The organism is Pseudomonas sp. EB271-G4-1 (assembly GCF_058791355.1).
The window spans coordinates 1-20,108 of record NZ_JBYTEO010000093.1 but is presented as its reverse complement, the minus strand read 5'-3'; the positions used below and the strand labels follow the sequence as shown (position 1 = coordinate 20,108).

Sequence of the window (20,108 nt, the reverse complement as noted above, 5' to 3'; positions counted from 1 at the left end):
CCGCCAACAGCAAGGGGGAGCAAGCTCCCCCTTCGGTTTTTACCGGACACTAGTGACGCAGAGCGTGGGAACGATCAGCAGCCCCGCGATCAGTTTTTAGCCTGCAACGCCTCCAGCTTCGCCACCACCCCCGCCGCCGTCTGCTCGCCCATCAACTGTTCGCGCACCTTGCCCTTGTTATCGATGATGTAGGTCACCGGCAGTGCTTCACTGCGCGGCAATTCGAATAACTCGGAAGGGTCCTGCGCCAGCACGGTGAACTTGATTCCGAGTTTCTCGCTGGCACTTTTCAGCTCTTCGCCCTGCACGTTGTCAAAGTTGACCCCGAACACGCCGATCTTCTTGTCCTTGAGCTGGTCGGCCAACGCGTTCAATTCCGGAATCTCGGTACGACACGGGCTGCACCATTCAGCCCAATAATTGATCACCAGCCATTTACCGTCCAGGCGCTCAGCGGCGACCTTCTGTCCGTTTTGATCGATCCCGTAGTCGTTACCGCAGCCCCCCAGCATCAACGCCCCGATAATCGTCAATGCCGCTGCCAGTCGCCTAGTCATGTCGTGTTCCTTGTCAAAAATTGAAAGCGCCTGCAACCCATCGCCCGGCAAGGTTCAGGATTACGCGCTGCCCAGTTAGAATAGCCGCCACCTTACGCAAGATGCGACCCGCTCATGACCGATCTGACGCTTTATCACAACCCGCGCTGCTCGAAATCCCGCGGTGCGCTCGAACTGCTGGAAGCCCGAGGCCTGGCCCCGACGGTGGTCCGCTACCTGGAAACGCCGCTGGACGCCGCGCAAATCCAGAGCCTGCTGGGCAAACTCGGGATCAGTGCACGGCAACTGTTGCGCACCGGCGAAGACGAATACAAGACCCTCGCCCTGGCCGACAGCAGCCTGAGCGAGGCGCAATTGATCGCCGCCATTGCCGCCCACCCGAAACTGATGGAGCGACCGATCCTCGAAGTCGGCGACAAGGCCATCATCGGCCGTCCGCCAGAGCAAATCCTGGAGTTGTTGCCGTGACTGCGCCGTACATTCTGGTGCTGTATTACAGCCGCAGCGGTTCGACTAACGAAATGGCCCGGCAAATTGCCCGCGGTGTCGAACAGGCCGGCCTTGAAGCCCGATTGCGCACGGTACCGGCGATTTCCACCGAGTGCGAAGCCGTCGCGCCGGATATCCCGGATGAAGGCGCGCTCTATGCCAGCCTCGATGACCTGAAGAACTGCGCCGGCCTGGCGCTGGGCAGTCCGACCCGCTTCGGCAACATGGCGGCGCCACTCAAGTACTTTCTCGACGGCACCAGCAACTTGTGGCTGACCGGCGCCCTGGTGGGCAAACCCGCCGGTGTGTTCACCTCCACCGCGAGCCTGCATGGCGGGCAGGAAACCACCCTGCTGTCGATGATGCTGCCGCTGTTGCACCACGGCATGTTGATCACCGGCCTGCCCTACAGCGAGTCGGCATTGCTGGAAACCCAGGGCGGCGGCACGCCGTACGGCGCCAGCCATCACGCCGGGGCCGATGGCAAAAGCGGGCTGGATGCCCATGAAGTTGCACTGTGCCGGGCCTTGGGCATGCGCTTGGCCAAGACAGCTCAGAAACTGGAGGGTTAAGGGTGGCCAAGAAACCGAAGGTCCTGCCCGCTATCGAATGGCTTGAACCACGGGTTCGGGCCATGCGCGTTATCAGCCTGTTGTGTTTTTTCGGCCTGGTGGGGTTGCTGTGCGTTTACTACCTGATGGTCGCTGACCTGCACGGAGCACGGCCGTGGGTGATTTTGCTGATTGAGCAGGTGCCGTTGTTGCTGCTCGCGCCGGGGATGATAGTCGGCAATGCCCGCGGGCATTCGTGGATGTGCTTTGTGGTGAACCTGTATTTCATCAAGGGCGCATTGGCTGCTTATGACCCGAATCGCCAGATCTTCGGCGTGCTGGAGATGGCCGCGAGTTTGGCGGTGTTCTGTTCGGCACTGTTGTATGTGCGGTGGCGATATCAATTGAACCGCAAATTGGCTGGCGAAGGCGAGATCTCCGTCGCCTGATCCGACGCCTTCGCTGGCAAGCCAGCTCCTACAGGTCTGGTGTTTTTGTAGGAGCTGGCTTGCCAGCGAACGGGGCAACTCGGTCCTAATGGTTGACGGTGTAGGCCAGCATCATCGAAATCTGGCTCATCGGCCGCCCGCCACTTTCTTCATGCCACTGGTTGAACACGTCCTGCACCAATGCCAGGTCGCGCAGACTGCTCGGCACCTTGTCGACAATCTGCTGCGCATTCAATGCCGCCACCACGTCATAGCTCGGCACAAACGTATCCTTGCCGACCATGCGCAAGAATCGTGGCGCCGACAAGCCGCCCAATTGATGACCGCGTTTTTTCAGCAAAGTCCACAGTCCGACGATGTCGGTCACCGGCCAATCGGCGATCATCGCCCCGAAGCTGCCCTGCTCATGGGCCACGTCCAGCACGAACTGCGCATTGCGCGGTACGCTCTTGAGCTTGCCCAGATGGCGGATGATCCGCGTGTCCTGCATCAGCCGCTCCAGGTGTTCGGCGCTCATCAGCACGACTTTTTCCGGGTCGAATTTGAAGAACACTTCTTCGAAAGCCGGCCACTTGGCGTCCACCAGGCTGTGCTTGAGCCCGGCGCGGAATACGCGCAGTGCCATGGTCGACAAGTAACGATCGTCGGTGATGTCACGCAGTTGTGCTGCAGTCTTGGGAACGGGCAGATGGGCTTCCAGTTCAGCCGCCGAACCGAAGCGGTTCAAGCAGTATTCGTTCAGCCACTTGTAGTCGCGCATGCCCTCTCCTGAGGATTGAAAAATAAACGGCCCCCCTTGAAACAACACCTGTGGGCGCCAGCAGGCTGGCTCCCATAATCATCGTGTTTAGAGGTTGACCACGTTGACGAAGCGCGAAGCGGCGGATTCGTCGATCTTCAGGCTGGTGAAATCGAACAGGTTGCGGTCCGCCAATTGCGACGGGATCACGTTCTGCAGGCTGCGGAAAATGCTTTCGGTACGGCCCGGGGTCTTGCGCTCCCAGTCCTGCAGCATTTCCTTGACCACTTGGCGCTGCAGGTTTTCCTGGGAGCCGCAGAGGTTGCAAGGGATGATCGGGAATTGCTTGAGGTCCGAGTAGGCCTGGATGTCTTTTTCGTTGCAGTAGGCCAGGGGGCGGATTACCACGTTACGCCCGTCATCGGCACGCAACTTCGGCGGCATGGCCTTCAGCGAGCCGTTGAAGAACATGTTCAGGAAGAACGTTTCGACGATGTCGTCGCGGTGATGCCCCAAAGCCATCTTGGTCGCGCCGATTTCGTCGGCGAAGGTGTAGAGCGTGCCGCGACGCAGGCGTGAGCACAGGGAGCAGGTGGTCTTGCCTTCCGGAATCAGCTCCTTGACCACCGAGTAAGTGTCTTTCTCGACGATGTGATACTCGACACCCAATTCCTTGAGGTAGGCCGGCAGCACATGCTCGGGAAAACCCGGCTGTTTCTGATCCATGTTCACGGCCACGATCTCGAACTTGATCGGCGCGACCTTCTGCAAGTGCATCAGCACATCAAGCATGGTGTAGCTGTCCTTGCCGCCGGACAGGCAGACCATGACCTTGTCCCCGTCTTCAATCATGTTGAAATCGGCGACCGCCTCACCGGCCTGTCGGCGAAGGCGCTTTTGCAGTTTGTTCTGGTTGACCGTAAGAGTGCCCATGACGCGAAATCCGTGAGGTGTGACGAAAGGCCGGCATTTTACGCAAAAACCCTCCAGGGGCGAAGTGCCCCGACGGATCGCCCGCCCTACAGATGCAACAGCGATTACCCCGGCGCTTTACAGCGCAATTTGCTCTAAGCCACACCCCCTGTAGGGTTAAGTCCTTCCTATACTGCGACATAAGGTCGCAATCACATACAGACCTAGTACTTACTTGGCCTCATTGGCCCGTAGGGCGCTCCACTGGGGGGCGACGGTAAAAACAAGAGGAGTGACTGGCATGATCCATCACGTAGTGGGGCTATTTACCCACCCTGACCAAGAATGGAAAGAGATTCGTGGCGATCAGGAAGAAAGTATCAGCCACATGTACCTGACCCATACGCTGATCCTGGCGGCGATACCTGCGGTATCGGCATTCATCGGGACCACACAGGTGGGCTGGGTCATCGGCAATCGCCCCCCGGTAATGCTGACCGTGGAAAGCGCACTATGGATGACAGTCATGTCGTACCTGGCGATGCTCGGCGGAGTGGCGGTGATGGGCGCGTTCATCCACTGGATGGCCCGCACCTATGACGCCAATCCGAGCCTCGCACGCTGCATTGCGTTCGCAACCTATACCGCTACTCCGCTGTTCATCGGCGGCCTCGCGGCCTTGTACCCCCACTTGTGGCTGGGGATGATCGTCGGCACGGCGGCCATCTGCTACACGGTGTACCTGCTGTATGTGGGATTGCCAACATTCATGAACATTCCATCTGACGAGGGCTTTCTGTTTTCAAGTTCGGTGCTCGCCGTAGGCCTGGTGGTGCTGGTCGCCATCATGGCGTTTACCGTGATTGTCTGGGGACTCGGCGTGGGGCCGGTCTATACCAATTAACAGCTCACCACAAAAAAATCAGATCTGCCGACACAGGCCGCCGCAAGGCGGCCTTTTAATGCCCAGGCACAAAGAGTCCGAAGACCATTCGGCACCTCGCAGATTCGCAAGGCCCCTGGCTTGCGGCATACTCGACCGCTCTGGAGATCCATCAAGCATGCCCGAGCAACTCAATAACCGCGTCGAAGACTGTTTCCAACAAGCCGAATCCTTTTTCAAACGACCTTTCAAGCGCCCCGTGGTGAGTTTTAAGCTGCGTGGGCAAAAAGCCGGTGTCGCGCACTTGCACGAGAACCTGCTGCGCTTCAATCCGCAGTTGTACCGTGAAAATACCGAAGACTTTCTCAAGCAGACAGTCGCTCACGAGGTCGCGCACCTGATCGCCCATCAATTGTTCGGCGACCGCATCCAGCCCCATGGCGAAGAGTGGCAACTGATCATGCGCGGCGTTTACGAATTGCCGCCCAACCGCTGCCACACCTACGACGTCAAGCGCCGCAGCGTGACCCGCTACATCTACAAGTGCCCGTGCGCCGACAGCGATTTCCCGTTCTCGGCGCAACGTCACGGCCTGGTGCGCCAAGGGCGGCGCTATTTGTGTCGGCGGTGTCGCAACACCTTGGTATTCAGTGGCGAAATGCGGGTTGAGTAACAGGATTTTCAGTGTCTGCGCCGGCCTCTTCGCGGGCAAGCCCGCTCCCACAGGGAATTTTCGCTCCAGCTCAAATCCGATGTGGGAGCGGGCTTGCTCGCGAAGGCGGACTGGCAGGCGCTAAAGAATTACCTTGGCACGTCGCAACTCGGCAATCCGTTCAGCAGTGAACCCCAGCTCTCCCAACACCTGATCCGTATGCTGCCCCAGCGCCGCGCCAATATGCCTGGGCTCTGGCAACCCGCCTGAAAACTTCAACGGGCACGCCATCTGCGCCTGACTCGCCCCATCACCCCGTGGTACTTGTGTCACCAGCTCCCGCGCCTGCAACTGCGGATGCCGCACCGCCTCACCCAGGCTCAGTACCGGCTCGACACAAGCGTCCAGTTCGGCGAACAGCGCACACAGCTCGGCAAAATCATGCTTTTCGAACTCAGTCTTCAGCGCATCCTTGAGTTTGCGTTGCTGTGCAGGTTGCGCAGATAGCCCCAGGCTGGCCCACTCCTCCAGCCCCAGCGCCGCACACAACTGTTTCATGAACCCCGGTTCCAGGCTGCCCACAGACAGCCAACGCCCATCCCGGGAACGATAATAGTCATAGAAGCTGCCGCCATTGAGCATCTGGTCTTCCCGATCAGGCTCGACACCACAAGCCAGGTACCCGGCGCCCGCCATGGCATTCAAGCTGAACACGCAGTCGGTCATGCTCACGTCCAGGTGCTGACCCTGTCCGGTTTGCTGTCGAGCGATCACGGCGGCCAGCAGGCCGATGACCCCGTGCAGCGAACCACCGGCAATGTCTGCCACCTGCATGCCCAACGGCAGCGGCCCACTGTCAGCGCGACCGCTGTAGCTCGAAAGCCCGGCCAGCGCCAGGTAATTGATGTCATGGCCGGCACGGTCCTTATAGGGGCCGGTTTGGCCGTAACCAGTGATCGATACATAGATCAGTCCTGGTTTGATCGCCTTCAGAGCCTCATAACCCAGACCCAAGCGTTCCATGACGCCGGGGCGGAACTGCTCAAGCACGATGTCGTAGTCCTGCAACAATTGCCTGATCACTTCCATCGCTTCGGGCTGCTTGAGATCCAGAGCCAGGCTGCGTTTGTTGCGATTGAGGTAGGCATGGCTGGCCGATACACCTTGATCGTGCGGCGGCAGCTCGCGCAGCAGGTCCATGCGGGCCGGCGATTCGATGCGCAGCACCTCGGCGCCCATGTCCGCCAGCAATAGCGAAGCGAACGGCCCCGGCAGCAGTGTCGAGAAATCCAGAACCTTGAGTGATGCCAGTGGACCGAGCATGAGCGTTCTCCCTGGATGATTCCCCAGCCTAGGCAGCCAAGCGCTTTGCAGCAATCACCTTATGCGCCAAACGCAATGACCGTTGTGCTCAAATCCCGGGCAAGAAAAAACCCGCCGAAGCGGGTTTTTCATGACAACAAGGCTTACCGGGCGTTAGTCGGGGTAGCCCCTTCGACGTGGCCCAGAACATCGTCTTTAGGCTCGTCGGCAATCCCGCGGCCGCCCGAGGCCAGCTCTGCCTGCAGCACGTCGGTGTCCAGTTCCTTGACCCATTTGGCCACAACGATGGTGGCAACGGCGTTACCGACCAGGTTGGTCAATGCACGGGCTTCGGACATGAAACGGTCGATACCCAGGATCAGCGCCAGACCGGCAACCGGCAGGTGGCCTACGGCGGACAGGGTGGCCGCCAGTACGATGAAGCCCGAACCGGTCACGCCTGCAGCGCCTTTGGAAGACAGCAGCAACACCACCAGCAAGGTGATCTGGTGCGTGATGTCCATGTGGGTGTCGGTGGCCTGGGCAATGAACACGGCTGCCATGGTCAGGTAGATCGCAGTACCGTCGAGGTTGAACGAGTAGCCGGTCGGGATCACCAGGCCAACCACGGATTTCTGCGCCCCCAGACGCTCCATCTTGATCAGCATGCGCGGCAGCACCGACTCCGAAGAGGACGTACCCAGCACGATCAGCAGCTCTTCACGGATGTAGCGGATCAGTTTCAACACGCTGAAACCGTGAGCGCGGGCGATACCGCCCAGCACGATCAGGATGAACAGCAGGCAGGTGATGTAGAAGCAGGCCATCAACTGACCCAGTTGCACCAGCGAGCCGACACCGTAGGCACCGATGGTGAAAGCCATGGCACCGAAGGCACCGATTGGCGCGAGCTTCATGATCATGTTGATGATGTTGAACATCACGTGGGCGAAGCGATCGATGAAGTCCAGCAGCGGCTTGCCGTAGGCACCCAGGCGATGCAGGGCGAAACCGAAGATCACCGAGAACATCAGCACTTGCAGAATGTCACCGGTGGCGAACGCACCGACGATGGTGGATGGGATCACGTTGAGCAGGAAGCCGACGACGCTTTGATCCGCACCGGCCGAGACATAGGCAGCCACTTTGGAGGCATCCAGCGTGGACACGTCGATGTGCATGCCGGCGCCCGGCTGGACTATGTTGACCACTACCAGTCCGACCAGCAAGGCGATGGTCGAAACGATTTCGAAGTACAGCAGTGCGTAACCGCCGGTCTTGCCGACCGACTTCATGTCCTGCATGCCAGCGATACCGCTGACCACGGTGCAGAAAATGATCGGCGCGATGATCATCTTGATCAGCTTGATGAACCCGTCACCCAGCGGTTTTACGGCCACACCGAGCTGTGGATAGTAGTGACCGAGCAAAATACCGATGACAATTGCAACGATCACCTGGAAATACAGGGATTTGTACAGTGGCTGACGAGTCGTCATTGCAAAGTTCCTCAAGAGTGCGCGGCGTCAACATCCATCTGTTGCCCACCCCACCTCAATGGCGAACCCTCCTGCACTGGAGGGATTTGTTTTTTCGAGCTGCGCGACGGCAGGCATCTGCTGGTTCCATCGCAAGGCCCGTGCCACCTTGTACGAAAAGTCTGTAAGCCTTGTGACAACAAGGGCTGCAGGTTTTTCCGGGGTCACGCACGACGTTTGCGCGATGGCGGATTTCCGCCCGCTCGTCGAATCACACCCCGGCAATCTGGCGGATATCCGCCTTGTTCATGGGTATGAAGCGCGGCTACCATCCGTCGTTCAATGGACGGACTTGCCTGCTATGCGCGAACGCACCATCGCCAGTCATTTCGCCCGCGCCGTTCTCGGTGGGGCGCAACGGCGTGGCTACGATTATTCAGGACTGCTGCAGCAATTGGGGATCAGCCCCGAATTGCTCGACGAGCCTCGAGCGCGCATTCCTCCGGAACAATTCACCCGCCTGATCCAGGGACTTTGGCTGGCATTGGACGATGAGTACCTGGGTTTCGGGCAAGGTGTCAGCAAGCCAGGCAGCTTCGCGATGATGTGTCATGCCGTTATCCATTGCCGCAATCTGGATAAGGCACTGCATCGCGGATTAATGTTTTACAGCCTATTCCCGGACGCCCCGCGCCTGACGCTGGCGCGCGAAGACGAAATGATTCGACTGAGCCTGGATGACTCACACCTCTGGGACCCGGAACATTTCCTCACCGAGAGTCTATTGGTGATCTGGCATCGCTTCGCCAGCTGGTTGATCGGCCAGCGTATTCGGCTGGAGCACGCCACGTTCAGCTATCCGCGACCGGAACATGGTGCCGAATACGAGTTGTTGTTCTCGTGCCCGCTCGAGTTTTCGGCACAACAGAGCAGCCTGCTGTTTCACAGCCGCTACTTGGACATGCCACTGCTGCAAGACGAACGCACGCTCAAGCAGTTCCTTGAACGCTCGCCTGCCGATCTGTTATCACGCCCCGATGACGGCCACAGCCTGAGTAGCCAGTTGCGACGCTTGCTCAGTCGCGACCGGTCACCCTGGCCGGATCTGGAGGCCGTGGCTGCGCACCTGCATATCAGCCCGCAAACGCTACGCCGGCATCTGCGTGAAGAAAACACCAGTTTTCAGGAACTGAAGGACCAACTACGCCGCGACATCGCCATATATCACCTGGGCCGCAACGACTTGCCATTGCAACAGATCGCTGAGCAATTGGGATTTTCCGAACCGTCAGCGTTTCATAGGGCATTCAAGAAGTGGACTGGTCTGACGCCAGGTGCTTATCGAGCCCGGGATTTGTAGTAGCCGGCTTGCTGGCGATAGCGTCTGTACGATCGCCATCGCCAGCAAGCCGGCGCCTACAGCATCACGCCGGCGGAAACTGAATACGGAAAGCCGCACCGCCCAGGGGCGAGTCACCCAGGGTAAGTCTTGCGCTATAGCTTTCGATGATGTCCTTGACCACCGCCAGGCCAATACCCTGCCCCGGATGCTGTCGGTCCAGGCGCTCACCGCGCTGCAGGATCCGTGTGCGCTGATCGAGCGGGACGCCTGGACCATCGTCTTCTACACATATCTCGATTCCGTTAAGGGCGCGCACGCTGACGCGCACCTCGCTCAGGCACAGTCGATAAGCGTTCTCCAGCAGATTGCCCAACATTTCCAGCAAGGCGCCCTGCTCGATAGGGACCAGACACGGCTCCGGCAAATCGAAGGTTACTTGTACCTGTTTGTCGCGATAGACCTTGTCCAGTGTGTCGCAAAGGCTCTGCAACACCGGTTGCAGGCGCACCTGATGACGCACCAGACCGCTTTTGCGCAGGCTGGCTCGTTGCAGTTGGTAACTGATCTGCTGGCTCATGCGCTCAATCTGTGTCTGCAGCACCCAGGCCTGCTCCCGGTCCTCAGGGCGTTGCGCCATGCCTTCGCTGACACCCTGCAATACCGCCAGTGGGGTTTTCAAGCTATGAGCCAAGTCGTCGAGTGAATCGCGATAACGGCTACGCTGTTCGCGCTCGCTGAACAGCAGACGGTTGAGAGAGCCAGTCAGGCGCAGCAGTTCACGCGGGTGCTGTTCACTCAGGCTTTCGCGGGTTCCGCTTTCGATCTCATCCAGTTCCTGGCTCAGCCGGCGCAATGCCTGCAACCCCCAGGTCAAGCCGACCCAAAGCAACGCCAGAAGCACCAGTAACGCCGCGCCGAAACCCAAGTACAGGTTGTCTCGCAGGCCGCCGAGCGTGGCGTCGTATTCACGCGCCGGTTGCAACGCGACAAAGCTGAACGCCGCACTTTTGCCACCGAGGAGTTTGACCTCGACGTCATAGACGAAAAATTCCTGGCCATTGTCCTGGCGAATCCTGGCAAATTCATTACCGCGCCCGTCGTAACGCGGCTTGTAATTGATATTCGCGTCAAGGGTGTCCTTCGAACGCCACACCAATTGGCCCTCGCGGCTGTAGATGTAACCGAGCAAATTGCCATCAGCCAGGTTGAAGCGCTCATCGGGCAACTGTTCCGGCATCAGCAAGCGGTTGTTCTCAACCCGTGCGGCGGAGATCAACGTGGTGACGTCCGACGCCAATCGCTGCTCGATGGCATCCTGCAGTGCCAGGCTGAATGCTCCCTGCATCGCCGGCAACAATGCCAGCATGAACAATACCGCCAGGATCGTGGCGGCGAGCATCAGGCGAACGCGAAGAGAACCGATCAAGTGCAACGCTCGGTGAACAGATAGCCCAGCCCACGCACCGTATCAATTGGCTTGAAACCGGAGGTACCTTCGAGTTTGCGACGCAGCCGGCCAACCAGCACTTCAATCACGTTCGGATCGCGGTCGTCATCATCGGGATAAAGCTGCTCCATCAAACGATCCTTGGGCACCACCTGCTGGTGGTGGCGCATCAAGTACTCGAGTATCCGGTATTCATACGCGGTCAACGCCAGGGGTTGCTCATCAAGGGTCGCCTGCTTGCGATTGAGGTCCAGCAGTAGCGGCCCGGCAACGATCGTTGACTGGGTAAACCCGCTGGAGCGACGCAACAATGCATTTAGCCGAGCTTCCAGTTCTTCAAACTGGAAGGGCTTGACCACATAGTCGTCGGCACCGGCAGCAAGACCTTCCACCTTGTCCTCCCAGTTACCACGTGCTGTGAGGATCAGGATCGGAAAGGTCTTGCCCTGCGAGCGCAACTGACGGATCAGATCCAGCCCGCCCATGCCCGGCAACCCGAGATCAATCACCGCCAGGTCATGATTGAACTGCCCTGTCTGGTACAGCGCATCAACGGCGTTGGCCACGGACTCGACCACATGGCCGCTATCCGTCAGGCGGGTTTGCAGGTGATGACGCAACAGCGCTTCATCCTCGACGACCAGCAGTTTCATCTCGCTCTCCCAGGCAAATCAAATACTCCAGAGGCACGATTGACGGACCTCCATGGTTGACGGGCCGCGCCGGATCAATCTCCTGGATTGACCCGGCGCGGCGGTCACACTCGCTTTTCAGAAAGCGTAGTTGGCTGAAAGGTAGGTCTGTGCGCTGCTGGTCAAGCTCAGCGAACCTTGTTTGCTACCACCTCGCTCACTCATTTCGGTGCTGGCGTTACTGCGCAGGTAACGGTACCCCAGCTCAACAGAAGTGTTTTGCGAAACCTGTTGCAGAATGCCTGCCTGTGCACCGATGGCGTAACCGATGTTGCTGTCGCGACTGAAGCCTGGTGATTCCTGGGTCATTTTGGTCAATCCGGCCGAGGCTCCGCCGAACAGCCTGGTATCAGTACCCAGCGGATGGAACAGGTCGAAGCTGCCCAGCAGGTTTTCCTGACGCAGTTTAATGCCATTGTGCGAGCCCGACACGTTATCGTAAGTGGCGTAGTAGCGGCCTTGGCTGTTTTGCTGGCCTACACGCAAGCCCCAAGTGTTGTCCTTGCCAATCACGCCGTCGGCGTTCGGCCTATTCAGGTTATCGTTCAAGGCGTGGGATTTTTTGATCTTGTCGCTGGTCTGCCCATAAGTGAGGCTGGCGAAACTGTCGTTGGAAGCGATCGCTGCGGTGCTAGCGCCGAAGACGGTGAATGCCAGCAGCAGTTTTTTGAATCCAGTCATGGGTGAAGCTCCTCAAGAGTTAGCGTTGTTTTGGCTACGAGGCAAGATTACCCACGCGGCCCTGAACCCACCCTGAACACCCGCTTAACCTGAGCTGAACCATATCCACCCAGATGTTTCGAGGTTTTTCTTGCAGGAGACCGACCATGCGCATGCTCTTCGCCCTCTTCTTACTCGCCGCCAGCGGGCTGGCCCAGGCCGCCATCAAGACTCAGGAAATCCCGTACCAAAGTCCCGACGGCACACGGATGATTGGCTACTACGCCTTTGATGACGCAATAAAAGGTCCGCGTCCCGGTGTCGTGGTGGTACATGAATTCTGGGGGTTGAACGACTACGCCAAGCGTCGCGCCCGCGACCTCGCCGGTCTGGGCTACAGCGCCCTGGCCATCGATATGTATGGCGACGGCAAGAATACCGAGCATCCCAAGGACGCAATGGCCTTCATGCAGGCCGTGCAAAGGGACAACGCAATTGCCAGTGCGCGGTTTCAGGCGGGACTCGAATTGCTCAAGCGACAGGCGCAAACCGATCCGAAAAAGCTTGCCGCCATTGGCTACTGCTTCGGTGGCGGCGTGGTGCTCAATGCCGCTCGCCAGGGTGTTCCTCTGGCGGGTGTCGTGAGTTTCCATGGCGCGCTGGCGACCAATACCCCTGCGACACCAGGCAGCGTCAAGGCGAAAGTCCTCGTCGAACACGGCGCCCAGGACAGCCTGGTCACACCGCAAAACGTCGCGGCCTTCAAGGCCGAGATGGACCAGGCCGGCGCTGACTACCAGTTTGTCAGCCTCGACGGCGCCAAGCACGGTTTCAGCAACCCCGATGCTGATCGCTTGAGCCATGGCGATCATGGCGGGCCGGATATTGGCTACAACAAAGTGGCGGATGAAAAATCGTGGGCGGATATGCAGGCATTTTTCAAGAAGATCTTTAGCAAGTAGATCCCGTATTGAGGGGCTTTTGTGGCAAGCACTACCCAGCATCAAGGCAACCCGGCAAAATGCCCGACATGAATTCCGTCCCTGCCCTGCCCGTTTGCTGCACGCCCCTCGATGCCCATTGGCCGCTGCCGTTGGTGCTGCCCGACGTAGTGCTGCTGAGTACCCACTTCGATACTTCGCAACTGCACAGCGATGACTTCCAGCTCAGCGCTATAGAGGCGCCCGCGAGCATTCAGCGCTCGGTCGCCAAACGCCAGGCAGAATTTCTCGCCGGGCGAATCTGCGCCCGCGCAGCCCTGCATCAATTGGAAGGCCTGAACTTCAGCCCGGCCATCGGTGATGACCGGGCACCTGTGTGGCCTGCGCACATCACCGGTTCGATCACCCACAGCACCGGTCGGGCCGCGGCGATTGTCGCCAGGAAAACCCATTGGCGAGGGTTGGGGATGGACCTGGAAAACCTGCTCAATGCCGAACGTGCCGAACGCCTGGCCGGGGAAATCCTCACTCCGCCGGAAATGCAGCGCATGGCCGCTGGGCGTCGTGATCAACTGGCGTTGCTGGTCACCCTGACTTTTTCAGTGAAAGAGAGCCTGTTCAAGGCGCTTTACCCGATCGTCCAACAACGCTTCTACTTCGAACACGCCGAGGTGCTGGAGTGGAGCGAATCAGGTGAAGTGCGGTTGCGGTTGTTGACCGACCTGTCCGGCGAGTGGCGCAACGGTACCGAGCTCGAGGCACAGTTCGGGGTCAAGGATGGGCAGTTGTTGAGTCTGGTCAGCATCAAGGCCTGAAGACTTCTGCAGCTTGTAAGGGGCTCTTCGCGGGCAAGCCTCGCGCCTACGGCTCTACGTCGATCACAACATGAGGTTCGACAAAAAACCGCTCACCGCCTCTCCTGATTCCTCGGCCAGCTCAAGCTGAAACACGCGCCGCCCAGGCTTTTGCTCTTGCCAATCAACGCCCGGCCGTCGTGCCAATGGATGATCCGCCGCACGATCGACAATCCCAATCCATGGCCGCCCGAGGCCCGGGTCCGGCTGTCGTCGAGTCGCAGGAATGGTGTGAAAATTTTCTCCCAGGCCATTTCCGGAACTCCCGGCCCGTCATCTTCGACATCCACCCGGCAGCGCTGTTGCCCCACCTGATAACTGACGGTGACCCGCGAATGAGCATGGCGCATGGCATTGCTCACCAGATTCTGCAGCGCCCGGTGCAGGTAGCGCGGCTCCGCCTCGACCCACGCGTCGTCACAGTCGGCGGCCGACAGGCACAATCCTCGTTGCACCGTGACGTCGGCGCGCAAGGGCGCCAGCTCCTCGATCACCTGATTGACCAAGGCGTCCAGGTCGATACGCTGGAAATTCAGTGCCGGCGAGCCCTGCTCCAACCGCGCGTAAGTCAGCATCTCGTCGACCAGGCGGTCGAGGTCCTCGATATCGTGATCCATGCCTTCGCAGTATTTTTCCAGGGCTTGCGGTGTCTTGGCCGAGCCGATCATTTCCAGGCCAAAGCGCAGGCGCGCCACCGGCGTGCGCAACTCGTGGGACACGGCACGTACCAGCTCGCGCTGTATGGCCAGCAGTTGTTGCAGGTGCTCGGCCATGCCGTTGAACGCCGACGCCAACCGCCCCACCGAGTCCGCGCCCCGCGTCGGCACACGGGTTTCCAGACTGCCCTTGGCGATCCGCGTGGCCGCCGCTTCCAGCCCGCGCAGACGGCGCTCCAGTTGCCGCACCAGCAGGTAGACGATCAGGCCGATCAGGCTCAGCCCCAGTGCGGCAATCAGCACCAGCCACTCGGGTGGATACGGATTCATCTGGTACAACGGGCCGATTTCCAGCACCCACGGCGTGCCAACCATACCGGCGAACACCCGGATCGAATCGCCCTCCTTGCCCAGCGCCATCACGGTGTCGCCCTCGGACACCCGACGGCTCTGGTCTTCGTCCATGTCGGCTTCCTGGACCGTGACCAGACGCAAATCGAAGCCAAACCCCTTGTCCTTTTTCAATTGCGCCAGGCGCACCGGCTGCTCGCCCACGGGGTAGCGCACCAGCTCGTCCGCCAGGAGGTAAATCGTCGCCCGGGCGAGTTGTTCGCTGATCTGCTGGACATCCCCCGTAAGCACAAGCTGTTCCTGGTCACTGACCAGTCGATAGACTCGGGCCGCATGCGGGCCGGTCTTCTCCACCAGGGCCTGGCCACGCAAGACGCGGGTGCGCTGGGTGAGGTCGAGATCGGTTTGGGCAAAGGTTTTCAGCGCCAGCGGAATCCCCAGCAGCCGCTCCCACACCAGCAACGCCCGCTGGCGCTCGGTCTTGTTCATCGGCTGCAGGTTATCGGCCATCAGCGAAAAGGTGCCGTGGGCCAGTCGTTCCCGGTACTGCTCGCCGCGCACCTGGTTGAGCATGTGCAAGGCCAGCACGCCAAGTACCGCCACCAATATCAGCGCGGCACACATGCCGCCGTAGATACGCAGGAAGATCGAGTTCACGGGGTTGGGTCTACGCAGGCCTCGGGGACAAACAGATAACCTTTGCTGCGCACGGTCTTGATCAGTCGCGGATGGTCCGGGTCATCGCCGATCTTGGGGCGGATGCGCGAGATGCGCACGTCGATGGAACGGTCCTGGCCGTCATAGCCAATGCCGCGCAACGCGGTGAAGATTTCTTCCCGGGACAGGATGCGTCCGGCGTTGGCAACCAGCAGCCAGAGCAAGTCGAATTCGGCGCTGGTCAGTTCGATGCCGCTGTCGTGCAGCCAGGCTTCGCGCAATGCATTGTCCACCACCAGCGGGCCGAATTGCAGGCGTCGTTGTTTTTCCGGGGTCACCTCCGGCGCCTCGCTGCGTCGCAGCAATGCCTGGATGCGCGCCAACAGCAAGCGCGGGCGCACCGGCTTGCACACATAGTCGTCGGCGCCCAGGTCGAGGCCGAGGATCTGGTCGGTGTCGTCGGTGCGAGCGGTGAGCATCAGGATCGGACCGTCATAACGGTCACGAACCTTGCGGCAAATGCTCAGGCCATCTTCGCCTGGCAGCATCAGGTCGAGAATGACCAGGTCCGGTTGTTCCTTGATGATGCGGTTCGCGGCCAGCGCACCATTGCCTTCGATCGATACACGCAGGCCATTGGCTTGCAGGTAATCGCGTGTCAGTTCGGCCAGACGTTGATCGTCCTCCACAATCAATACCTGCCAGGCTTCTTGTTCCACCGGTGACCTCTACTTGCCAGAACGCTCATAAGGAAGGATCCGCCCGTCTTTTTGTAATGATAGGGGTGGATAAATTGGGTACACGCCGACCGATTGTATAAACGTCGCCCACCCAGAACACAAGCCGGCATATACGTTCGGACAACAGAGTTTTTTGTGATAGGGTTCGCGCCCTTAAAAATCCGCTCGGGCGTTTTCGCGGCTTGAAAATCGATGAAAAAAAGCCGGGTCCAGCAGCGTCGCGGCCTGCACGCCGATTCCTTTCACAACACACAATTTACGCACAGGTTTATCCACAGGTAGTACGTTGCAATCACCCCCCAAAACGCATTATCTTGTAGCCCAGCGTAAAAAAAACCCTAGATGTAGGGTTTTTCGTAAAATACCAAACACAAACCGGATACCAAATTCAAGCGCTTTTATTGCCTCTTTCCGGTTGAACCAAACGTAATTTCCAAAGCCCAAAACCGCGCGCGCGGATGGCTACTGTATTTCGGCCCATGGGGTGAAAAACGGTACGGGTGTTGCAGTGCAACTGCCACCTCCCAACTGTCATCTCAAAGGACCAAGGTCTCAGGCCCAAGGCGTGAGACCAAAGACTTCGGCATGGAAGCGGCGCCCAATAGCCCTCTTCCTACTGTCCCGAAGTTGTTATGCCCGGCCTTGGCCGGTTGTAGTGCTTCAGGACGGAACGGTGGGCACCGAGATGGTGCCCAATCAAACATAGAGAATGTGGAGACACCCCCCGATGCAAACCGACACAACTCGCGAGAACCCGCAGGGCACCTTGCCGCAGGCCGCTGATTCGAATTCGGATCTGTCCGCCACCGCGCCGGGCCAGCTGCGTGTGATCAAGCGTAACGGCACTGTCGTTCCTTATACCGATGACAAGATCACCGTCGCCATCACCAAAGCGTTTCTCGCAGTTGAGGGTGGCACCGCTGCCGCTTCGTCGCGCATCCACGATACCGTGGCGCGCCTGACCGAACAGGTCACTGCCACCTTCAAGCGTCGCATGCCATCGGGCGGCACCATCCACATCGAAGAAATCCAGGACCAGGTCGAACTGGCCCTGATGCGTGCCGGCGAGCAAAAAGTCGCTCGCGACTACGTGATCTACCGTGACGCGCGTTCCAAGGAACGCGCCGCCCACGCTCCTGCCGAAGAAGCGGTCAACGCTCACCCGTCGATCCGCATCACCCGCGCAGACGGTAGCCTGGCGCCGCTGGACATGGGCCGCCTGAACACCATCGTTACCGAAGCGTGCGAAGGCCTGGAAGAAGTCGACGGCGACCTGATCCAGCGTGAAACCCTGAAAAACCTGTACGACGGCGTGGCCCTGACCGACGTCAACACCGCCCTGGTGATGACCGCCCGTACCCTGGTCGAGCGTGAGCCGAACTACTCGTTCGTGACCGCGCGCCTGCTGATGGACACCCTGCGTGCCGAAGGCCTGGGCTTCCTCGGTGTTGCCGAAAGCGCGACCCACCACGAGATGGTCGACCTGTATGCCAAGGCCCTGCCTGCCTACATTGCCAAAGGTATCGAATTCGAATTGCTGAACCCGGTCCTGGCCGACTTCGACCTGGAAAAACTCGGCAAGGCGATCAACCACGAACGCGACCAGCAGTTCACCTACCTGGGCCTGCAAACCCTGTACGACCGTTACTTCATCCACAAGGATGGCGTGCGTTTCGAACTGCCGCAGATCTTCTTCATGCGCGTGGCCATGGGCCTGGCGATCGAAGAGAAACAGAAAGAAGACCGTGCGATCGAGTTCTACAACCTGTTGTCGTCCTTCGACTACATGTCGTCGACTCCGACCCTGTTCAACGCCGGTACCCTGCGTCCACAGCTGTCCAGCTGCTACCTGACTACCGTGCCGGATGACCTTTCGGGCATCTACCACGCGATCCACGACAACGCCATGCTGTCGAAATTCGCTGGCGGCCTGGGCAACGACTGGACCCCGGTTCGTGCGCTGGGTTCGTACATCAAGGGCACCAACGGCAAGTCCCAGGGCGTGGTGCCGTTCTTGAAAGTAGTGAACGACACCGCCGTCGCCGTGAACCAGGGTGGCAAGCGCAAAGGCGCTGTCTGTGCCTACCTGGAAACCTGGCACATGGACATTGAAGAGTTCATCGAGCTGCGCAAGAACACCGGTGATGATCGTCGTCGTACCCACGACATGAACACCGCCAACTGGATCCCTGACCTGTTCATGAAGCGCGTCTTTGATGACGGCAAGTGGACCCTGTTCTCGCCGTCCGAAGTGCCGGACCTGCACGACCTGACCGGCAAGGCCTTCGAAGAGCGCTACGAGTACTACGAAGCCCTGACCGAGTACCCAGGCAAGGTCAAGCTGTTCAAGACCATCCAGGCCAAAGACCTGTGGCGCAAGATGCTGTCCATGCTGTTTGAAACCGGCCACCCATGGCTGACCTTCAAGGACCCGTGCAACCTGCGTAGCCCGCAGCAGCACGTCGGCGTGGTCCACAGCTCGAACCTGTGCACCGAGATCACCTTGAACACCAACAAGGACGAGATCGCCGTTTGCAACCTGGGCTCGATCAACCTGCCGAACCACATCGTGGGCGGCAAGCTGGACACCGCCAAGCTGCAACGCACCGTGAACACCGCCGTTCGCATGCTCGACAACGTGATCGACATCAACTACTACTCGGTGCCGCAAGCGAAGAACTCCAACTTCAAGCACCGTCCGGTCGGCCTGGGCATCATGGGCTTCCAGGACGCGCTGTACCTGCAGCACATCCCTTACGGTTCCGACGCTGCCGTCGAGTTCGCCGACAAGTCGATGGAAGCGGTCAGCTACTACGCGATCCAGGCTTCCTGCGACCTGGCTGACGAGCGTGGCGCCTACGAGACGTTCCAGGGTTCGCTGTGGTCCAAGGGCATCCTGCCACTGGATTCGCAACAGATTCTGATCGAGCAGCGCGGCCAGAAGTACATCGATGTCGACCTGAACGAAACCCTGGATTGGGCACCGGTTCGCGCCCGTGTTCAGAAAGGCATCCGTAACTCGAACATCATGGCCATCGCACCGACCGCGACCATCGCCAACATCACTGGCGTTTCGCAGTCGATCGAACCGACCTACCAGAACCTGTATGTGAAGTCGAACCTGTCGGGCGAGTTCACCGTGATCAACCCGTACCTGGTTCGCGACCTGAAGGCTCGCGGCTTGTGGGACTCGGTCATGATCAACGACCTGAAGTACTACGACGGTTCGGTGCAGCAGATCGAGCGCATCCCGCAAGAACTCAAGGAGCTCTATGCAACCGCGTTCGAAGTGGACACCAAGTGGATCGTCGATGCGGCCAGCCGTCGTCAGAAGTGGATCGACCAGGCTCAATCGCTGAACCTGTACATCGCTGGCGCTTCGGGCAAGAAGCTGGACGTGACCTACCGCATGGCCTGGTACCGTGGTCTGAAAACCACCTACTACCTCCGTGCCCTGGCCGCGACCAGCACCGAGAAGTCGACCATCAACACCGGCAAGCTCAACGCTGTTTCCAGCGGTGGCAACCACGGTGACGACTCGGTCCTGGCAGCACCAGCCGGCCCTGCTCCAGTGCCGAAGGCTTGCGCCATCGACGAGCCGGATTGCGAAGCTTGCCAATAAGCTGAGCCGGTAACACAAGACCCCCGACAGGCCCCTGGCTTGTCGGGGGTTTTCTTTTGCCCACGAAAAAGATCGCAGCCTCGCTTCGCTCGTCAGCTCCTACATTGAAAATGCGATCCCTGTAGGAGCTGACG

The 20,108-nt window shown here is 59.5% G+C and carries 19 protein-coding genes; 9 read left to right on the top strand and 10 right to left on the bottom strand.

Annotation, left to right across the window (positions count from 1 at the left end):
* Positions 1 to 89: 89 nt before the first annotated feature.
* On the bottom strand, positions 90 to 557 hold the full coding sequence (locus AC3WWR_RS28795; RefSeq protein WP_020800625.1) for a TlpA disulfide reductase family protein: 468 nt from the start codon (positions 555 to 557) through the stop codon (positions 90 to 92).
* 114 nt (positions 558 to 671) lie between these two features.
* Between AC3WWR_RS28795 and arsC the strand changes: the two genes are divergently transcribed.
* The 3 genes from arsC to AC3WWR_RS28780 are packed head-to-tail and all read left to right on the top strand — an operon-like array spanning position 672 to position 2,046.
* Complete coding sequence (arsC, locus tag AC3WWR_RS28790; RefSeq protein WP_083349660.1) at positions 672 to 1,025, top strand: arsenate reductase (glutaredoxin); 354 nt, start codon at positions 672 to 674, stop codon at positions 1,023 to 1,025.
* A complete protein-coding gene (wrbA, locus tag AC3WWR_RS28785; protein ID WP_020800624.1) occupies positions 1,022 to 1,618 on the top strand; it encodes an NAD(P)H:quinone oxidoreductase in 597 nt (198 codons plus the stop codon). Before arsC ends, wrbA begins: the two co-directional genes overlap by 4 nt.
* 2 nt (positions 1,619 to 1,620) lie before the next feature.
* Complete coding sequence (locus tag AC3WWR_RS28780) at positions 1,621 to 2,046, top strand: DUF2069 domain-containing protein (protein ID WP_492599263.1); 426 nt, start codon at positions 1,621 to 1,623, stop codon at positions 2,044 to 2,046.
* Between the two features lie 85 nt (positions 2,047 to 2,131).
* Here the strand turns inward: AC3WWR_RS28780 and AC3WWR_RS28775 are convergent, their stop codons facing one another.
* Positions 2,132 to 2,806, bottom strand: a complete 675-nt coding sequence (locus AC3WWR_RS28775) for a DNA-3-methyladenine glycosylase I (protein ID WP_020800622.1) — start codon at positions 2,804 to 2,806, stop codon at positions 2,132 to 2,134.
* An 87-nt stretch (positions 2,807 to 2,893) separates the two neighbouring features.
* A complete protein-coding gene (gene ttcA, locus AC3WWR_RS28770; protein WP_020800621.1) occupies positions 2,894 to 3,718 on the bottom strand; it encodes a tRNA 2-thiocytidine(32) synthetase TtcA in 825 nt (274 codons plus the stop codon).
* A gap of 280 nt (positions 3,719 to 3,998) precedes the next feature.
* Here ttcA and AC3WWR_RS28765 point away from each other — a divergent pair, with 280 nt between their 5' ends.
* Positions 3,999 to 4,601 carry a Yip1 family protein gene (locus AC3WWR_RS28765; RefSeq protein ID WP_020800620.1) on the top strand — a complete coding sequence of 201 codons (603 nt, stop codon included), beginning with the start codon at positions 3,999 to 4,001 and terminating at the stop codon, positions 4,599 to 4,601.
* A 157-nt stretch (positions 4,602 to 4,758) separates the two neighbouring features.
* On the top strand, positions 4,759 to 5,253 hold the full coding sequence (locus tag AC3WWR_RS28760) for a SprT family zinc-dependent metalloprotease (RefSeq protein ID WP_033040846.1): 495 nt from the start codon (positions 4,759 to 4,761) through the stop codon (positions 5,251 to 5,253).
* 120 nt (positions 5,254 to 5,373) lie between these two features.
* Here AC3WWR_RS28760 and AC3WWR_RS28755 read toward each other — a convergent pair whose 3' ends face one another.
* Positions 5,374 to 6,555 (bottom strand): CaiB/BaiF CoA transferase family protein, encoded by a 1,182-nt coding sequence (locus AC3WWR_RS28755; protein ID WP_033040849.1) that lies wholly within the window; start codon positions 6,553 to 6,555, stop codon positions 5,374 to 5,376.
* Positions 6,556 to 6,698: 143 nt separating this feature from the next.
* A complete protein-coding gene (locus tag AC3WWR_RS28750; RefSeq protein ID WP_020800617.1) occupies positions 6,699 to 8,033 on the bottom strand; it encodes a dicarboxylate/amino acid:cation symporter in 1,335 nt (444 codons plus the stop codon).
* A 340-nt stretch (positions 8,034 to 8,373) separates the two neighbouring features.
* Between AC3WWR_RS28750 and AC3WWR_RS28745 the strand changes: the two genes are divergently transcribed.
* Positions 8,374 to 9,372 (top strand): AraC family transcriptional regulator, encoded by a 999-nt coding sequence (locus AC3WWR_RS28745; RefSeq protein ID WP_033039061.1) that lies wholly within the window; start codon positions 8,374 to 8,376, stop codon positions 9,370 to 9,372.
* Between the two features lie 64 nt (positions 9,373 to 9,436).
* Here the strand turns inward: AC3WWR_RS28745 and AC3WWR_RS28740 are convergent, their stop codons facing one another.
* The 3 genes from AC3WWR_RS28740 to AC3WWR_RS28730 form a co-directional block, all read right to left on the bottom strand.
* The gene (locus tag AC3WWR_RS28740; protein WP_033039064.1) at positions 9,437 to 10,780 is read right to left on the bottom strand and encodes an ATP-binding protein; all 1,344 of its coding nucleotides are present in this window, start codon (positions 10,778 to 10,780) and stop codon (positions 9,437 to 9,439) included.
* A complete protein-coding gene (locus AC3WWR_RS28735) occupies positions 10,777 to 11,454 on the bottom strand; it encodes a response regulator transcription factor (protein ID WP_020800614.1) in 678 nt (225 codons plus the stop codon). Before AC3WWR_RS28735 ends, AC3WWR_RS28740 begins: the two co-directional genes overlap by 4 nt.
* Positions 11,455 to 11,571: 117 nt before the next feature.
* On the bottom strand, positions 11,572 to 12,174 hold the full coding sequence (locus AC3WWR_RS28730) for a hypothetical protein (RefSeq protein ID WP_020800613.1): 603 nt from the start codon (positions 12,172 to 12,174) through the stop codon (positions 11,572 to 11,574).
* Between the two features lie 146 nt (positions 12,175 to 12,320).
* On the opposite strand from AC3WWR_RS28730, the gene AC3WWR_RS28725 reads away from it, so the two are divergent.
* The gene (locus AC3WWR_RS28725) at positions 12,321 to 13,115 is read left to right on the top strand and encodes a dienelactone hydrolase family protein (RefSeq protein WP_033039067.1); all 795 of its coding nucleotides are present in this window, start codon (positions 12,321 to 12,323) and stop codon (positions 13,113 to 13,115) included.
* Between the two features lie 68 nt (positions 13,116 to 13,183).
* A complete protein-coding gene (locus AC3WWR_RS28720) occupies positions 13,184 to 13,909 on the top strand; it encodes a 4'-phosphopantetheinyl transferase family protein (RefSeq protein WP_202807815.1) in 726 nt (241 codons plus the stop codon).
* Positions 13,910 to 14,001: 92 nt separating this feature from the next.
* On the opposite strand, the gene AC3WWR_RS28715 is transcribed toward AC3WWR_RS28720, so the two are convergent.
* Together AC3WWR_RS28715 and AC3WWR_RS28710 are read right to left on the bottom strand one after the other, a co-directional pair.
* Complete coding sequence (locus tag AC3WWR_RS28715) at positions 14,002 to 15,612, bottom strand: ATP-binding protein (RefSeq protein WP_033039071.1); 1,611 nt, start codon at positions 15,610 to 15,612, stop codon at positions 14,002 to 14,004.
* Positions 15,609 to 16,331: a winged helix-turn-helix domain-containing protein gene (locus tag AC3WWR_RS28710; RefSeq protein ID WP_020800609.1), complete on the bottom strand. Its 723-nt coding sequence runs from the start codon at positions 16,329 to 16,331 to the stop codon at positions 15,609 to 15,611. Before AC3WWR_RS28710 ends, AC3WWR_RS28715 begins: the two co-directional genes overlap by 4 nt.
* A 748-nt stretch (positions 16,332 to 17,079) precedes the next feature.
* Between AC3WWR_RS28710 and AC3WWR_RS28705 the strand changes: the two genes are divergently transcribed.
* Entirely contained in the window at positions 17,080 to 19,974 is a 2,895-nt protein-coding gene (locus AC3WWR_RS28705) for a ribonucleoside-diphosphate reductase subunit alpha (protein WP_033045505.1), read from the top strand.
* The last annotated feature ends 134 nt before the right edge of the window (positions 19,975 to 20,108 follow it).

Bases quoted from the DNA above. Each gene is read 5' to 3' on its own strand.
- AC3WWR_RS28755 (WP_033040849.1), bottom strand. From the start codon at position 6,555: ATGCTCGGTCCACTGGCATCACTCAAGGTTCTGGATTTCTCGACACTG.
- AC3WWR_RS28750 (WP_020800617.1), bottom strand. From the start codon at position 8,033: ATGACGACTCGTCAGCCACTGTACAAATCCCTGTATTTCCAGGTGATC.
- AC3WWR_RS28735 (WP_020800614.1), bottom strand. From the start codon at position 11,454: ATGAAACTGCTGGTCGTCGAGGATGAAGCGCTGTTGCGTCATCACCTG.
- AC3WWR_RS28775 (WP_020800622.1), bottom strand. From the start codon at position 2,806: ATGCGCGACTACAAGTGGCTGAACGAATACTGCTTGAACCGCTTCGGT.
- AC3WWR_RS28730 (WP_020800613.1), bottom strand. From the start codon at position 12,174: ATGACTGGATTCAAAAAACTGCTGCTGGCATTCACCGTCTTCGGCGCT.
- ttcA (WP_020800621.1), bottom strand. From the start codon at position 3,718: ATGGGCACTCTTACGGTCAACCAGAACAAACTGCAAAAGCGCCTTCGC.
- AC3WWR_RS28765 (WP_020800620.1), top strand. From the start codon at position 3,999: ATGATCCATCACGTAGTGGGGCTATTTACCCACCCTGACCAAGAATGG.
- AC3WWR_RS28725 (WP_033039067.1), top strand. From the start codon at position 12,321: ATGCGCATGCTCTTCGCCCTCTTCTTACTCGCCGCCAGCGGGCTGGCC.
- AC3WWR_RS28705 (WP_033045505.1), top strand. From the start codon at position 17,080: ATGCAAACCGACACAACTCGCGAGAACCCGCAGGGCACCTTGCCGCAG.
- AC3WWR_RS28795 (WP_020800625.1), bottom strand. From the start codon at position 557: ATGACTAGGCGACTGGCAGCGGCATTGACGATTATCGGGGCGTTGATG.
- AC3WWR_RS28745 (WP_033039061.1), top strand. From the start codon at position 8,374: ATGCGCGAACGCACCATCGCCAGTCATTTCGCCCGCGCCGTTCTCGGT.
- arsC (WP_083349660.1), top strand. From the start codon at position 672: ATGACCGATCTGACGCTTTATCACAACCCGCGCTGCTCGAAATCCCGC.
- AC3WWR_RS28760 (WP_033040846.1), top strand. From the start codon at position 4,759: ATGCCCGAGCAACTCAATAACCGCGTCGAAGACTGTTTCCAACAAGCC.
- AC3WWR_RS28720 (WP_202807815.1), top strand. From the start codon at position 13,184: ATGAATTCCGTCCCTGCCCTGCCCGTTTGCTGCACGCCCCTCGATGCC.